At 50.8% G+C, this 15,135-nt stretch carries 12 protein-coding genes and 1 other annotated feature; of the genes, 4 read left to right on the top strand and 8 right to left on the bottom strand.

Features of this window, described 5'->3' with window-relative positions; genetic code table 11:
- Positions 1-38: 38 nt before the first annotated feature.
- Positions 39-2,711 carry an aconitate hydratase AcnA gene (gene acnA / locus SGBXF1_RS13405; RefSeq protein ID WP_186426982.1) on the bottom strand — a complete coding sequence of 891 codons (2,673 nt, stop codon included), beginning with the start codon at positions 2,709-2,711 and terminating at the stop codon, positions 39-41.
- Between the two features lie 442 nt (positions 2,712-3,153).
- Here acnA and SGBXF1_RS13410 point away from each other — a divergent pair, with 442 nt between their 5' ends.
- A complete protein-coding gene (locus SGBXF1_RS13410; RefSeq protein WP_186426983.1) occupies positions 3,154-3,759 on the top strand; it encodes a hypothetical protein in 606 nt (201 codons plus the stop codon).
- A gap of 172 nt (positions 3,760-3,931) precedes the next feature.
- Here the strand turns inward: SGBXF1_RS13410 and cysB are convergent, their stop codons facing one another.
- Together cysB and topA are read right to left on the bottom strand one after the other, a co-directional pair.
- Positions 3,932-4,906 (bottom strand): HTH-type transcriptional regulator CysB, encoded by a 975-nt coding sequence (gene cysB, locus SGBXF1_RS13415; RefSeq protein ID WP_186426984.1) that lies wholly within the window; start codon positions 4,904-4,906, stop codon positions 3,932-3,934.
- Between the two features lie 360 nt (positions 4,907-5,266).
- Positions 5,267-7,870: a type I DNA topoisomerase gene (topA, locus tag SGBXF1_RS13420; protein WP_186426985.1), complete on the bottom strand. Its 2,604-nt coding sequence runs from the start codon at positions 7,868-7,870 to the stop codon at positions 5,267-5,269.
- A gap of 426 nt (positions 7,871-8,296) precedes the next feature.
- On the opposite strand from topA, the gene SGBXF1_RS13425 reads away from it, so the two are divergent.
- Positions 8,297-8,548 (top strand): YciN family protein, encoded by a 252-nt coding sequence (locus SGBXF1_RS13425; RefSeq protein WP_037415813.1) that lies wholly within the window; start codon positions 8,297-8,299, stop codon positions 8,546-8,548.
- A 48-nt stretch (positions 8,549-8,596) separates the two neighbouring features.
- Here the strand turns inward: SGBXF1_RS13425 and sohB are convergent, their stop codons facing one another.
- A complete protein-coding gene (sohB, locus tag SGBXF1_RS13430) occupies positions 8,597-9,643 on the bottom strand; it encodes a protease SohB (RefSeq protein WP_186426986.1) in 1,047 nt (348 codons plus the stop codon).
- 360 nt (positions 9,644-10,003) lie between these two features.
- Between sohB and SGBXF1_RS13435 the strand changes: the two genes are divergently transcribed.
- Together SGBXF1_RS13435 and cobO are read left to right on the top strand one after the other, a co-directional pair.
- Positions 10,004-10,765: a YciK family oxidoreductase gene (locus SGBXF1_RS13435; RefSeq protein ID WP_037415819.1), complete on the top strand. Its 762-nt coding sequence runs from the start codon at positions 10,004-10,006 to the stop codon at positions 10,763-10,765.
- Between the two features lie 12 nt (positions 10,766-10,777).
- Positions 10,778-11,368, top strand: coding sequence for a cob(I)yrinic acid a,c-diamide adenosyltransferase (cobO, locus tag SGBXF1_RS13440; protein ID WP_037415822.1), 591 nt, complete (start codon positions 10,778-10,780; stop codon positions 11,366-11,368).
- Between the two features lie 39 nt (positions 11,369-11,407).
- Here cobO and rluB read toward each other — a convergent pair whose 3' ends face one another.
- The 4 genes from rluB to rnm all read right to left on the bottom strand — a co-directional run bounded on the left by rluB (position 11,408) and on the right by rnm (position 14,775).
- Positions 11,408-12,304: a 23S rRNA pseudouridine(2605) synthase RluB gene (gene rluB / locus SGBXF1_RS13445; protein ID WP_037415825.1), complete on the bottom strand. Its 897-nt coding sequence runs from the start codon at positions 12,302-12,304 to the stop codon at positions 11,408-11,410.
- Between the two features lie 440 nt (positions 12,305-12,744).
- On the bottom strand, positions 12,745-13,104 hold the full coding sequence (locus SGBXF1_RS13450) for a Rap1a/Tai family immunity protein (RefSeq protein ID WP_186426987.1): 360 nt from the start codon (positions 13,102-13,104) through the stop codon (positions 12,745-12,747).
- 115 nt (positions 13,105-13,219) lie between these two features.
- Positions 13,220-13,840 carry an L-threonylcarbamoyladenylate synthase gene (locus SGBXF1_RS13455; protein ID WP_061806390.1) on the bottom strand — a complete coding sequence of 207 codons (621 nt, stop codon included), beginning with the start codon at positions 13,838-13,840 and terminating at the stop codon, positions 13,220-13,222.
- Positions 13,841-13,887: 47 nt separating this feature from the next.
- The gene (rnm, locus tag SGBXF1_RS13460) at positions 13,888-14,775 is read right to left on the bottom strand and encodes an RNase RNM (RefSeq protein WP_186426988.1); all 888 of its coding nucleotides are present in this window, start codon (positions 14,773-14,775) and stop codon (positions 13,888-13,890) included.
- A gap of 243 nt (positions 14,776-15,018) precedes the next feature.
- Positions 15,019-15,122: a sequence feature (Trp leader region), on the top strand.
- The last annotated feature ends 13 nt before the right edge of the window (positions 15,123-15,135 follow it).

Here is a 15,135-nt window from a genome sequence, read left to right on the forward strand (position 1 = left end):
TCGGAAAAATGAGGGCGCCATGAAAGGCGCCCTTTTTATTACAGCATTTTCCTGATCACATAGTGCAGGATACCGTCATTTTCATAGTAGGTTAGCTCATTACCGGTATCAATACGGCAACGAGTATTAACCACTTCCTTCCGTCCATCGGCATAAGTGATTAGCACCGGTACCGTCTGTCCTGGTTTCAGCGTTTGTAACCCACTAACACTAATCTGCTCATCCCCACTCAACCCCAACGTTTTACGTGTCACGCCTGCTGGGAACTCTAGCGGCAGAATACCCATGCCAATCAGATTGGACCGGTGAATACGTTCAAAGGACTCTGCAATCACAACCCGAACACCCAATAAACGAGGTCCTTTCGCTGCCCAGTCACGGCTGGAGCCAGACCCATATTCTTTACCGGCAATCACCGCCAGCGGGATATTTTCCTGCTGATACTGCATAGCCGCATCGTAGATAGACAGCTGATTTTGTGACGGAATATGTCGGGTGTATCCCCCTTCAACTCCCGGCACCATTTCATTACGGATACGGATATTGGCAAAGGTACCGCGCATCATCACTTCATGGTTACCACGACGTGAACCATAGGAGTTGAAATCCAATGCCGCAACGCCATGCTCACTTAAGTAACGCCCCGCTGGGCTGTCGCGTTTGATGTTCCCTGCCGGTGAGATATGGTCGGTGGTCACTGAGTCGGCCAGGATGGCCAGAATACGTGCGTCCTTGATGTCCTGCACCGGATCCGGCTGCACCTTCATGCTGCTAAAGAACGGCGGATGGCGAATGTAGGTAGAGTCCGCCTGCCATGGATAGGTGGCCGAACCGGCAACCTGAATCGACTGCCAGTTGGCGTCACCGTCAAATACCGCACCGTATTCCTTATGGAACATCTCGGTACGAACCTCTTCCACCGCTTGGGCAATTTCTTTACTGCTCGGCCAAATATCTTTCAGATAAACCGGCTTACCATCATGCCCTTCACCCAATGGATCCTTAGTGAGGTCAATCTTCATACTGCCAGCCAGTGCATAGGCGACCACCAACGGTGGAGAAGCCAGCCAGTTGGTTTTCACCAGCGGATGAATTCGGCCCTCAAAGTTGCGGTTACCTGACAGCACCGCGCCCACGGTCAGATCGCCCTCTTTAATCGCCTGCTCTATTGGCTCAGGCAATGGCCCTGAGTTACCGATACAGGTGGTACAACCGTAGCCGACCAGGTTAAAACCGAGCTCTTCCAGGTAGGAGGTCAGCTTGGCACTGTCGAAATAGTCAGTCACGACTTTGGAACCCGGTGCCAACGAGGTTTTCACCCAAGGCTTGGTTCGCAAACCCTTTTTCACCGCATTTTTCGCCAGCAGACCGGCTGCCATCATCACGCTTGGGTTCGAGGTGTTAGTGCAAGAGGTAATGGCCGCGATAACTACCGCGCCGTTATGCAGCTCATGCTCCTGCTGGTTCAGGGTGAAGGTTTTGAATTCGGACTTGCGTTGCTGATTGCCGATCTCGAGTTCGGTCGCGGCATTGAACGCCTTAGGCACTTCCGGCAGCGCCACGCGATCCTGTGGACGTTTCGGCCCCGCAAGGCTGGCGACGACTGTCGACATATCCAACGCCAGTGTGCTGGTAAAGACAGGTTCATCACCCGGGTGACGCCACATGCCTTGCACTTTAGCGTAGGCTTCCACCAGCGCAATTTGCTCATCACTGCGCCCACTGAGCTTCATATAACCCAGTGTCACCTCATCCACCGGGAAGAAGCCGCAGGTGGCACCAAACTCTGGCGACATATTGGCAATGGTAGCCCGGTCAGCCAGCGGCAGGTCGGCAAGGCCGTCACCGTAGAATTCAACGAACTTACCCACGACACCGTGCTTACGCAGCATCTGAGTTACGGTCAGCACCAGGTCAGTGGCGGTGATACCTTCGCTAAGCTTACCGGTAAGTTTAAAGCCCACGACGTCCGGGATCAGCATTGATACCGGCTGACCAAGCATTGCTGCTTCAGCTTCAATACCCCCTACTCCCCAGCCAAGAATACCCAGGCCGTTGATCATGGTGGTATGGGAGTCAGTACCGACCAAGGTATCCGGGTAGGCGATACGCTGACCGCTTTCGTCAGTGTGCCATACCGTTTGGCCGAGATATTCCAGGTTAACCTGGTGACAAATACCGGTGCCTGGTGGTACGACACGGAAACGGTTGAAGGCTTTCTGCCCCCAACGCAGGAAGGTATAACGTTCGTGGTTACGTTCCATCTCGATACGCACGTTTTCTTCAAACGCGTCGTCATCACCAAATTCATCCACGGTAACCGAGTGGTCAATCACCAGATCGACCGGTGAAAGCGGGTTAACCTGGTCAACATTGCCGCCCAGTCGTTGTACCGCTTCGCGCATTGCCGCTAAATCCACCACCGCAGGCACACCAGTAAAGTCCTGCATCAAAACGCGAGCCGGACGATAGGCAATCTCACGGTCAGCATGGCCGGTCTTCAACCAGCCAACGATAGCTTTCAGATCGTCAACCTGCACGGTATCACCATCCACATGGCGCAGCAGGTTTTCCAACAGCACTTTCATTGATTTTGGCAGCCGGTCGATATCACCCAGCTGTCTCGCTGCCAGTGGCAGACTGTAATAGCCATACTCGCTATTCAGCGCAACCAGCTTATCCATACTCGTTTCACGAAGATCGGACGACATAGCTCCTCCATTTCTTATTATGTCTAAAACAGGGTAATCACTGAGGTCTTATTTAAAGATAACACAAAGATGATGTAACGTTTTGATAACAACACGTTTTGATCATAACGATAGGCAGAAGCAATCAAGAATAAAGAAGTCGTTTTTTCCCAGAGAGTTAGGTATTAACTGGGGAAGGTACGAGAAAATCTGTGGCGCAATACGCCCGTATGAAGCGCATTCTGTTACGCTTCCTTTCCACTAACGCGAAAGAAAGACAAGCCCCCCACGCAGCGGCCTAACAAAACACGAGCTACAGTATTGGCAACCTGCTATGTTCTTCATTTATCGGATGAAACCATGTCGATCTATCGCCTTGCTTAGCGATAAATAACAGCAGGTCAATGCAGACATGGTCGACAGAGTAATGACTAGTTAGAACATAAAAACTAAGGAGTGGTAAGTGGCATTTTTGGGATTTGTCAGTGAACGGGAGTGCCAAAGATGGGAAGGAGCTTCGCCGTATCTTCCCGCTTTCAGCTTTTACGAAAAGCATCAATCAGAGCCTATCAATGCGTCCCCTGAAGCCATTATCCAGGCCGTGCTTTCTCTGGATATGACGGAAGATCCGATCATCCGGCGGTTGCTGATGCTCCGCCAATTACCAGGCAAACTGCGGCAGTTACTCAGCAAAACAAAAAACATAGAACCGTCAGCTGCGTTTGGTTTCGATACCTTTACCTTGCTGCAACATGACAGTCATGAGGTTTCACTGGGACTGACCGGCCGTTTTTGGCGTCCAATGTTAGATGTGGAAAAGCTGGAGACTGCGGAGGAATTTCACCGTTTTAGTAAACCTGATGCAGCCAAACTGGTTTTACGCTTTTGCGTCACTCAGGAGAGTTCAGGGTTGGCAACGCTGTGCACCGAAACCTTCGTGTGGTGCCCTACACCGCAGGTAAAAGTACGGTTTGCCTGCTATTGGGCAGCCATTCGCCCGGCCAGCGGTTGGATAAGGCGGCGTACCCTGCTTGCCGTGCAACAGAAACTGGCAACATGCGTTAGTTAATACATGACCGATGGATGATATAGAGAAGAAGCAATAACCGCTCAGCGCCATTCTCTGCACGATTGAGAAGCGCGCAGGAGAAAGGTGAACAACATGGATGAGATGAAAAGCAGAATGTAAAAAACAGAGAGGGGTCGGCCCCTCTCCGATTATCAGTGATTAACCCAACAGCTTACTTTTCCGGCAGCTTGATGTCCTTGAACATCGCTTCGATTTCTTCGTTCGAGCGTAGCGCAACTGCGTTATCGACTACGTCACGTGTCAGATGTGGCGCAAAGCGCTGGATGAAATCGTACATGTAGCTACGCAGGAAAGTGCTGCGGCGGAAGCCAATCTTGGTGGTGCTGAAGGTGAAGATATCACGCGCATCTACGGTCACCAGATCAGGATCTTGTATCGGGTCCACAGCCATACTGGCAATCACACCGACCCCAAGCCCAAGGCGTACATATGTTTTAATCACGTCGGCATCAGTCGCCGTGAATACGATGCGTGGTGTCAAGCCAGCGCGGTTAAACGCGGTATCCAGCTCAGAACGCCCCGTGAAACCGAAGGTGTAGGTAACAATCGGGTAAGCAGCCAACTCTTCGATGGTAATGTGGCTTTTACCGGCTAATGGATGATCGGGCTTCACCACTACCGCACGGTTCCAGTGGTAGCACGGCAGCATGATTAAGTCGTCGTAAAGATGCAGCGCTTCGGTGGCAATAGCAAAGTCTGCAGTGCCTTTGGAGACGGCTTCTGCGATTTGCGTCGGCGACCCTTGGTGCATATGCAGCGACACGCGCGGATAGCGTTCAATAAAGCCTTTGATCACGTTAGGCAATGCATAACGTGCTTGGGTATGCGTGGTAGCGACGTACAGTGAACCCTTATCCGGGTAAGTATGCTCACCGGCGACGGCTTTTATCGCATCTACCTTGGACAAAACTTCACGTGCAATACGGATAATTTCCAGACCCGCCGGCGTTACCTGAGTCAGGTGTTTCCCGCTACGAGCGAAAATCTGGATACCCAGTTCATCTTCCAGCATCCGTACCTGCTTGCTGATACCGGGTTGTGAGGTATAAAGCCCTTCTGCCGTCGAGGAGACATTCAGGTTGTGGTTAACCACTTCCACGATGTAACGAAGCTGCTGCAATTTCATATCTTATACCATCCTAGGTTAAACACTGCGCTGAGCCGCAGCCAGGTATATCGGTGTCGCCCCGGTATGCTGAAAAGAAACAAGCCATAAACACAGTGTTTCATCCAGATGCTGAATAAACCGCCGCTATTAATAAGCTTTAATCATAAAAAAACTTTTTATATAACCATTATATCATGCCACAGCTTCAAGTATAGATCCGCGTCACACTCTGGTAACGATTATTTTGCATTGCGATCAATATGAAATCCCCGGCCCAGGAAGGAAAAAACAGCAAAGGATAGATCCGTTCTCAGGCTTTAGCCAATAAAAAAACCAGCCACATTGGCTGGTTTTTTATGTTGCATTCAGGCTGCAAATTTACTTTTTACCTTCAACCCATTTGCCATCTATGTAGAAAGCAGACCAACCAGTGGCTTTTCCGTCTTTCTCAGAGGAGACATACTGTTGTTTGGTCTTGCGGCTGAAACGTACCATGGTCTTGTTGCCTTCGGCATCTGCAACCGGCGCATCAGCCAGATAACGCAGTTTTTCAGGCAGGCGATCCTTGAAACGGGCCAACTCTTCTACCAGCGGCGCACGGGTTTCGCGCGATTTAGGGAAAGTGTTAGCAGCCAAGAAGACACCGGCCGCCCCGTCACGTAGCACAAAGTAAGCATCCGATTTTTCGCATGGCAGTTCCGGTAATGGAACCGGATCTTCCTTCGGTGGTGCTACGTCGCCGTTACGCAGGATCTTGCGCGTATTTTTACATGTCTCATTGGTACAACCCATGTACTTACCAAAACGCCCCATTTTCAGGTGCATTTCAGAACCACATTTATCGCACTCAACGACGGGACCATCATATCCTTTCAGGCGGAACTCGCCCTCTTCGATCTCATAGCCATCACATGCAGGGTTGTTACCACATACGTGCAATTTGCGCTGGTTATCGATCAGGTAGCTGTCCATCGCAGTACCACATTTCTGGCAGCGGCGACGGGCACGCAACGCGTTGGTTTCCGCATCATCCCCTTCGAGGATGTTCAGCACTTCTGTTTCTGGCACCAGGTTAATGGTGGTTTTGCAGCGTTCTTTTGGCGGCAGCGCATAACCAGAACAACCCAGGAACACACCCGTACTCGCTGTGCGAATGCCCATCTGACGGCCGCAGGTTGGGCAGTCAATGCTGGTCATCACCATCTGATTCGGGCGCATGCCGCCCTCTTCAGGATCTTTTTCTGCCGTTTCCAGCTGTTCGCTGAATTCGGCAAAGAACTCATCCAGTACCGCTTTCCATTCTGCGTGGTTGTTGGCTACCTGATCCAGGCCGTCTTCCATACGGGCGGTGAAGTCATAATTCATCAGCTCGCGGAAGTTCTCTTCCAGACGGTCAGTAACGATCTCACCCATTTTTTCTGCGTAGAAACGGCGGTTTTCAACACGCACATAACCACGATCCTGAATGGTGGAAATGATTGACGCGTAGGTCGATGGACGGCCGATACCCCGTTTTTCCAGCTCTTTTACCAATGACGCTTCGCTGTAACGCGCTGGCGGCTTGGTGAAGTGCTGGCTTGGGATTAATTTTTGCAGGTCGAGTTCGCTGCCGACTTCAACAAACGGCAAGGTACGATCTTCATCACCCTTACGCAGAGCAGGCATCACTTTGGTCCAGCCATCGAAACGCAGCGTGCGGCCTTTGGCGCGCAACTGGAAATCACCGGCTTTTACCGACAGCGTAGTGGAATCGTACTGCGCAGGTGTCATCTGACAGGCCACAAACTGCCGCCAAATCAACTGATACAGCTTCTGCGCATCCGCTTCCATGTCTTTCAACTGTTCAGCCAGCACATTGACATCCGACGGACGGATGGCTTCATGCGCTTCCTGCGAGTTTTCTTTGCTGCTGAACTGGTTCGGTGCTTTCGGCAAGTATTTGTCGCCAAAGTTATCACCGATATAACCACGCACCATGTTGAGCGCATCCTGGCTCAAGTTGGTGGAGTCGGTACGCATATAGGTGATGTGACCCGCTTCATACAGGCGCTGAGCCATCATCATGGTTTTCTTCACGCCAAAGCTCAAACGGGTACTGGCCGCTTGCTGCAACGTGGACGTAATGTAAGGCGCACCTGGTTTGCTGCTGGTCGGTTTGTCTTCGCGATCCAGTACGGTGTAGCGGGCTTTTTCCAGCAGTTTAAGTGCTGCATGAGTCTGCTCACGATTAACCGGCTTGAACGGTTTGTCATGGGCATGAGTCACTTCCATCTGCAACGCGGTATCACCCTTCGCTAACAGATCAGCGTGCAATTCCCAGTACTCTTCCGGTACGAAGGCTTTGATGTCGCGTTCACGCTCCACCACCAGTCGTACAGCAACGGATTGCACTCGCCCGGCAGACAAGCCACGGGCAATTTTTTTCCACAGCAGTGGCGAAACCATGTAACCCACAACGCGGTCCATAAAGCGACGCGCTTGTTGTGCGTTAACACGATCAATGTTCAGCTCACCCGGCTGTTTAAACGCGTTTTGGATCGCGTTTTTAGTGATTTCGTTAAATACCACACGGCTAAAGCGTTTGTCGTCACCACCGATAACTTCCCGCAGGTGCCAGGCAATGGCTTCCCCTTCGCGGTCAAGGTCCGTTGCGAGATAAATGTGGTCGGCGTTTTCCGCTAACGACTTTAACTCGGCGACAACTTTTTCTTTACCCGGCAGGATTTCATATTGCGCTTCCCAACCATGGTAAGGATCGACGCCCATACGATTTACCAGCGCCGTCTTCTCATCTTTTTTAACTTTAACTTTCTTCTTGGCTTTGTCTTCGGTTGAGTCAGCGCTCTTTTTGCTGGCTGAGCCACTGGTCGGCAAATCACGGATATGACCGACGCTGGACTTCACCACGTAGTCATTACCTAAATATTTATTAATAGTTTTGGCTTTTGCCGGGGACTCAACTATTACGAGAGCTTTACCCATATTTACCTTTACCTAATTTTATTTCTTCTAAAAAGAAGTCTTTTATCTCGCCGTGCCGCAGCGGTTCATATCTCTTTTTTATATTGCGGCAGTCTGGCAAGAGATCAACATGTTTTTTTCTATTGGTTGCTTAACTGCTCAACCTGAACGCAAGTTGTTGATCCTGCCTGCTATTCACCCATGCCCCAGAAGTATGGCTGTGTGAGACTCATTCATGGCGTAAACAAAACCTTCCACCCGACGCCGCAAAATCCCACACTGTACCTGATAAAAAGCGTCACGCAACCTAATTAGCACGGAAAGGCAGATTTCGCCAATCGCCAGATACTGCTAGACATCCAGACGGCAAATAAACCTTAGTCTGTTTGCGGATAAATGCGAACTGGCGTTAGAATATGTCCAGAATTTATGATTGGAGTGTAATAAATGCGCACTAATACCTCACCCATTGATCGTGAAACCTTACTGCAAGAAGCAAATAACCTTATTCGTCACCATGATGATTATATGCATGGCATGATTGCGACTGAAGTTGAACAAAAAGGCAGCGTTTTAGTTTTCCGTGGTGAATTCTTTTTGGACCAAGATGGATTGCCAACGGCAAAAACTACTGCCGTATTTAATATGTTTAAACACTTGGCCCACGTGTTTTCTGATAAATATCATTTAGTCGATTAAGCATTAAAAAAGGGGGGCCAAAGCCCCCCTTCTGTTTAATCGTTACGCTTAAAACAGCGGCTTTTCACCCCGTTGCCACCAACGTAATAACAGACGATCGACACTTTCCGCCGCACTGCCGGTGAAACGGTCCATCATGCGTTTACGGCGTGCATAACGCACCCCGATCACCTCATGGTTTTCCATTTCAGCAATCAGCAAATCGTCGCTGGTGCCTATCGCGTCGATTAGCCCCTTCTCTTTTGCTTGAGAACCGAACCAATGCTCACCGGTCGCGACACTATCAATATCCAGTGATGGGCGCTGTTGATGAACAAACTCTTTGAACAGTTCATGAGTCTCGTTCAGATCTTCACGGAACTTTTCACGCCCCTGTTCTGTATTTTCACCAAACAGCGTCAACGTACGTTTGAACTCACCGGCTGTGTGCAATTCAACATCAATATCATTCTTTTTCAGCAAGCGATGGAAGTTAGGGATCTGTGCCACAACACCGATTGAACCGATGATAGCAAAGGGGGCTGCAACGATACGGTCCGCCACACAGGCCATCATATAGCCGCCACTGGCCGCTACCTTATCTACCGCTACCGTCAGGCGAATACCGCCAGTGCGCAAACGCGCCAGTTGCGACGACGCCAATCCGTATCCGTGCACAACGCCACCAGGGCTTTCCAGTCGTAGCAGAACTTCGTCCTTCGGTGTAGCCACCGCCAGTACTGCCGAAACCTCCTCGCGCAACGAGGTGACCTCATGGGCATCCATGCTACCTTTGAAATCCAATACATACAGGCAAGGTTTAGCGGCCTCAACTGCTCCTGCTTTAGCCCGCTGTTTTTTCAGTTTATCGTCGGCTTTGGTCTGCTTTTTGAACTGCTTGAGCCACGCCTTTTGCTCCGCTTCGCCCATGCGTGCCAGACGCATATCGCGCTGCATATCTCGATACTGTTCACCAAGGTCAGTAAGCTGTAGTTCCCCTTTCTGTCGGTTCTTACGTTGCCCCAGGCTGACCGCCAGCAAGGCCAGCGCAGCGATGGCAATCACTACCGTCGCGACTTTGGCCAGAAATAGGCCATAAACAGATATAAACTCCACAGATTCCGCCTTTATTAACAGGTTGTTAGTATGACTTCATTCATTCTAGCCAACCGACGTAGTGGCTGTCGCGGCTAAATAAAAATTCCTTGTGCTGCTTCTTTACTATGTGGGCGCATTTTGGCTTACCCAAGTCGACGCTGTTCCATTTTTGTTACAAAAGAATGCCGATTCTGCCGCCTAATCATTGAAAATACGATCCATTTGAGGCATATAACACGGATTCTTCATCAACATGATGAGCCAAATTCGCTGTGAGGCCATGCATGCAGTTGAGCCGTTGCTCCTGCCGTGGCCTCTCAATTCACACCGCTCCCCGATGTAAGTGGGAGACCAGCCACCAAGGCGCGAGGAATTATTGTGCACTACCAACCCAAGCAGGATTTACTGGAAAATCGTATCATTTTAGTCACAGGTGCCGGGGACGGTATTGGCCGCGAAGCAGCACTCACCTACGCCAAATTTGGCGCGCAATTGGTACTGCTGGGCCGTACCGAAAGTAAGCTGCAAGCGGTGCAGGCCGAGATTGCCAAATTCAGCAATGCGCCAACCTATATCATCACGCTGGACCTGCTGCATACCACCCAAGAACAGTGTAAACAAGTGGCGGACGAACTTGCGACGCATGTCCCGCGCCTGGATGGCGTGCTGCATAATGCAGGCCTGCTCGGCGATATCGCGCCAATGGCTGACCTGTCGATGGCAATGTGGAACGAAGTCATGCAGGTAAACGTCAATGCGACATTTATGCTCACTCAAGCCCTACTGCCGCTGCTGCTGAAATCCAATTCGGGTTCACTGGTATTTACCAGCTCCAGCGTCGGTCGTACGGGACGCGCCAACTGGGGTGCTTATGCCGTTTCAAAGTTCGCAACTGAAGGGATGATGCAAGTCTTAGCCGACGAGTACAAAAGTCGCAACTTGCGGGCAAACTGTATCAATCCTGGTGGAACGCGTACCCAAATGCGCGCATCTGCTTTCCCAAATGAAGACAAAAGCAAGCTGAAAACTCCGGCGGATATCATGCCGCTCTACCTCTATCTGATGGGGGATGACAGCCGTCGTAAAACCGGCATGAGCTTCGACGCCCAACCTAACCGTAAACCCGGCGCAGCCGAATAAAGGGGCTTTATCATGGCTGAAGATCGTCACCAGCAACGTCAACAACGTTTAAAAGAACAGGTCGACGCCCGCATCGCTGCAGCACAGGACGCTCGTGGTTTACTGCTGGTGTTCACCGGTAATGGTAAAGGCAAAACTACTGCAGCATTTGGCACCGTAACACGTGCCGTTGGCCACGGTATGAAAGCCGCTGTCATTCAATTCATTAAGGGTGAATGGCCAAACGGTGAAAAAAACCTGCTGCAACAGCATGGCGTTGAATTCCAGGTGATGGCGACCGGCTTTACCTGGGAAACGCAGAACAAAGCAGGAGATACCGCCGCTTGTCAGGCTGTATGGCAACAGGGTAAGCGTATGCTGGCCGACAACAGCCTGGATTTGGTGCTACTGGACGAACTGACCTATATGGTCAGCTATGGCTATCTTGAGCTGGATGAACTGCTGGAGGCGCTACGGCAACGTCCTGTGCACCAAACGGTAATTATCACCGGGCGTGGGTGCCATCGCGATTTGTTGGAATTAGCAGATACGGTTACGGAGATGCGACCAGTAAAACACGCGTTTGACGCGGGCATCAAAGCGCAACAGGGCATTGACTGGTAATAGTAAAACGCCGCAGTCCTGAGGGCTGCGGCGTGATGATTAACTACGCTTGCTTGGTTTGCCAGGTTTACTGCCCGGCGCACTACGGCGACCGCTACCGGCAACCTGGGTGTGACGCTTAACGGCACGACGGATTTGATTGGCTTTCACTCGGCGGCGTTCGCGCTCAACCGGCATCTTGCTGACGGTTTCCGGCTTCAACTCAACCAGTTCACGCAGATAGTTAATTGCCGGCAATTCCAGCTCGGTCCAACCGCCACGCGGCAGGCCCTTCGGCAAATCGATATCACCATAACGTACGCGGATCAGACGGCTAACCTGGACGCCAACGGCTTCCCAAAGGCGACGTACTTCACGGTTACGTCCTTCGGTCAGGGTAACGTTATACCACTGGTTAATACCTTCGCCACCTTGGAAAGTAATGGTACGGAAAGCGGCTGGGCCGTCTTCCAACTGAACACCTTTACTCAATTGCTTCACTTTCTCGTCGTCAATCTGGCCAAATACGCGTACTGCATATTCACGCTCGACTTCACGACTCGGGTGCATCAGGCGGTTTGCCAGTTCACCGTCAGTGGTGAACAACAGTAAGCCTGAGGTGTTAACGTCCAGACGCCCTACCGCTACCCAGCGTGAACCACGCAGCTTAGGGAGACGATCAAATACCGTTGGACGACCTTCAGGATCGCTACGGGTACAGAGTTCGCCTTCCGGCTTGTAATACGCCAGTACGCGGCAAACTTCTTCTTCAGATTCTTTAATCGAAACAACATGACCATCCAGACGGATTTTCATTGAAGGGGTTACTTCAACGCGGTCACCCAACTTGGCAATTTTACCGTCGACGCTAACGCGACCGGCTTCAATAATGGTTTCGATTTCACGACGCGAGCCATGACCGGCGCGCGCTAAAACTTTCTGTAACTTCTCGCTCATTGAGCAACCTCTAGTGTCGCCTTCACAGGCGTCGGGGGGATGACCACCGCGGCGTCTGGCACCACGACAGTAACAATACGTTTACTTGGATCGAACCGCGCATTATACAGGCTTTCAATAGGGTTGAAACCCACTTTATTATCCGACCGATTAACCAAAGTTATTGAGGGTAAGATAGCGCAGAAAAAACGGTTTTCGGCTCATATCAACCGAGCAGTAATCCCCGCGTCAGTGGGCCTGAGCAGAAATCATGATAATCGAGGGAAAGGGTATCGTAGGGAAACGCTGTCATTTTTTCTCCTGGACGTCCTATCCCCACATCGGTAAGGCGGCGTGTACGTTAGCGGTAAAATGACAGCGTTTATCGGCTTCATTAATTGAAAGTAGTGCTAAAAAGGGGTATCGCACCCAATGAGAAAATACGCACTAAACGAACAACTTTAATGCCGTGCACACGGGTAAGCGGCGGTTAACGCCAACATAATTACCGAAGGTGCAGAATAATGTAGCTGTTCAGGGTGCTCATTTAAATACTGCATAACTGCATCTGAAGCCGTGCCGACGCTCATTCCAGCTTCCGGGCAAATACTACGGTTACCCTGCATAGAAAAGGTATCAAACACACCCGCGACATACCCCATAAACATCCCGGCATCGAGAGCTTCAGCGACGGTAGCTGACCCATTCTTATTTTTCACATAGCCGCTGGTTTCAGACAGCAAAGCGCTGCCGGAATAAAAACCTGCACTGGCCGCAGAGGAAAATAATAAAGCCGCAAAAAAAGAAACCCGTTTAATCATCGCTACGCATCCTGCCTAATTATCAATTTTTGATAATGTAGAATAGCGGTTTTAACGATAAATGACGCTGTTTCAGTCACTTTTCAGAAAAATGAGCAAACATTATGGCCATACATCAGCGGAAGGGTGTTGGGTCACCCGCGCCCTCGCGCACCACTTCCGGTGCGGACTCCGTCAGGTCAATCACCGTGGTCGGCTGCTGCCCCAGGAAACCACCGTGGATCACCAGATCAACCTGTTTCCCTAAATGATCACTGATCTCCTCCGGATCAGACTCGGCGAAATCATTACCCGGCAGCATCAACGTGGTCGACATCATTGGTTCGTTAAGCACTTCCAGCAATGCCAGCGCAATCGGGTTCGACGGTACACGCAGACCGATGGTTTTACGCTTGTCGTTCATCAAGCGCCGCGGCACTTCCTTGGTCGCTTTCAGAATAAAGGTGTAGTTACCGGGCGTGTTGTTCTTGATCAGTCGGAACGCGGTATTGTCGACATAAGCGTAAGTCGACAGCTCAGACAGATCGCGACACATCAGTGTAAAGTTATGATTACCATCCAATTGACGGATACGGCAGATACGTTCCATTGCCGATTTTTCTTCCAGCTTGCAGCCCAGCGCGTAACCAGAATCGGTGGGATAGACGATCACGCCCCCTTTACGCAGTACATCCACCGCCTGATTGATAAGACGCGGTTGTGGATTGTCTGGATGAATATAAAAAAGCTGACTCATGACTTACTCCTAAAATGATGCACGCGGGCGGCAACGCCCACGTTAAATCAATCGACTTTAGCCAGTTGTGGTAACGGCCAATCACGCCACACAGGCTCAACTCCGCCAGGTAACCACAGTTTACGGCCCAGTTCGATCCACGAGCAGGGTTGATGAAAATCAGACCCCTGCGACGCCAATAATTGATATTCTTGCGCATATTTTGCCAGTTGCGAACGCTCATGCGGTGCCTGTTGGCATTGGGCAATTTCCATTGCGTCACCACCATGTTCTGCAAAATGCGCCAGCAGCCGCTTCAACCATTTAGCCGTCAGGTCGTAACGGCCCGGATGCGCGATCACTGCCTGACCACCGGATTGATGAATCACATCAATGGCTTGTTCTATTGTACACCACTGTGGCGGAACGTAACCGGTTTTGCCTTTAGCCAAGTATTTCTTGAATACCTGTGCCATATTGTCTGCCACACCGATTTGCACCAGGTAACGCGCAAAATGGCCACGGGTCACTGCCCCGCCATCTGCTAATTTTTGCGCCCCTTCAAATGCCCCCTCAATACGTGCTTTAGCCAATCGCACACCTATTTCCTGTGCACGGAGGTTACGGCGTTCTGTCTGTTCGGCCAGCAGTTGTACTATCGCCGGATGCGAGGTTTCAATACCCAGACCGACAATATGAATCTCGTGGTTTTCCCACAACGTGGAAATTTCCACCCCGTTAACCAATTGCAGCGGCAGTGACAGCTCAGCAATGGTTGCGGCGGCGGCGGCCAAGCCGTCTGTGGTGTCATGATCGGTAATCGCCAATACACCTACACGCATTTCAACCGCCCGCTGTACCAATTGCGCCGGCGTAAGGTAGCCGTCAGAAGCGGTGGTATGGCTGTGGAGGTCGTAGAGAGTAAATGCGGAAGGCTGGGGGCTGCTGTCTGTCAAAAGAAATATCCGGCAATGGCTTGGCTTTCTATCATACCCGCGAAAGCCCGTTGGACGGAAATCTATTATGGCGCAATGCCGTTTCCTCTTGATGAAAATAATTCACACTTAGCGATAAAACATTGTACAAAAAGAGGGTTGACTTTACTCTCGCGAACCAGTTAACTAGTACACAAGTTCAGGGCACTTCCCTGGTTGGATGATAAACAAGAGAGCACAGAAATGAACAAGCAAACTTCTCTTCTTCGTTGGTGGCGTACTTCCCTTTTTCGGGCGGAGTAATCACGCATACCTGTCATCTGACACTGCAGATTCCCTAAGCCCGCTGGTAACGCGGGCTTTTTTTTGGACAAATTTTGA

It is taken from the genome of Serratia grimesii (genome assembly GCF_900186025.1).
Lineage (GTDB): Bacteria > Pseudomonadota > Gammaproteobacteria > Enterobacterales > Enterobacteriaceae > Serratia > Serratia grimesii.

Coding starts and splice junctions, on each gene's coding strand:
- cobO (WP_037415822.1), top strand. CDS start 10,778: ATGGCTGAAGATCGTCACCAGCAACGTCAACAACGTTTAAAAGAACAG.
- SGBXF1_RS13425 (WP_037415813.1), top strand. CDS start 8,297: ATGCGCACTAATACCTCACCCATTGATCGTGAAACCTTACTGCAAGAA.
- SGBXF1_RS13455 (WP_061806390.1), bottom strand. CDS start 13,840: ATGAGTCAGCTTTTTTATATTCATCCAGACAATCCACAACCGCGTCTT.
- acnA (WP_186426982.1), bottom strand. CDS start 2,711: ATGTCGTCCGATCTTCGTGAAACGAGTATGGATAAGCTGGTTGCGCTG.
- topA (WP_186426985.1), bottom strand. CDS start 7,870: ATGGGTAAAGCTCTCGTAATAGTTGAGTCCCCGGCAAAAGCCAAAACT.
- SGBXF1_RS13450 (WP_186426987.1), bottom strand. CDS start 13,104: ATGATTAAACGGGTTTCTTTTTTTGCGGCTTTATTATTTTCCTCTGCG.
- cysB (WP_186426984.1), bottom strand. CDS start 4,906: ATGAAATTGCAGCAGCTTCGTTACATCGTGGAAGTGGTTAACCACAAC.
- rluB (WP_037415825.1), bottom strand. CDS start 12,304: ATGAGCGAGAAGTTACAGAAAGTTTTAGCGCGCGCCGGTCATGGCTCG.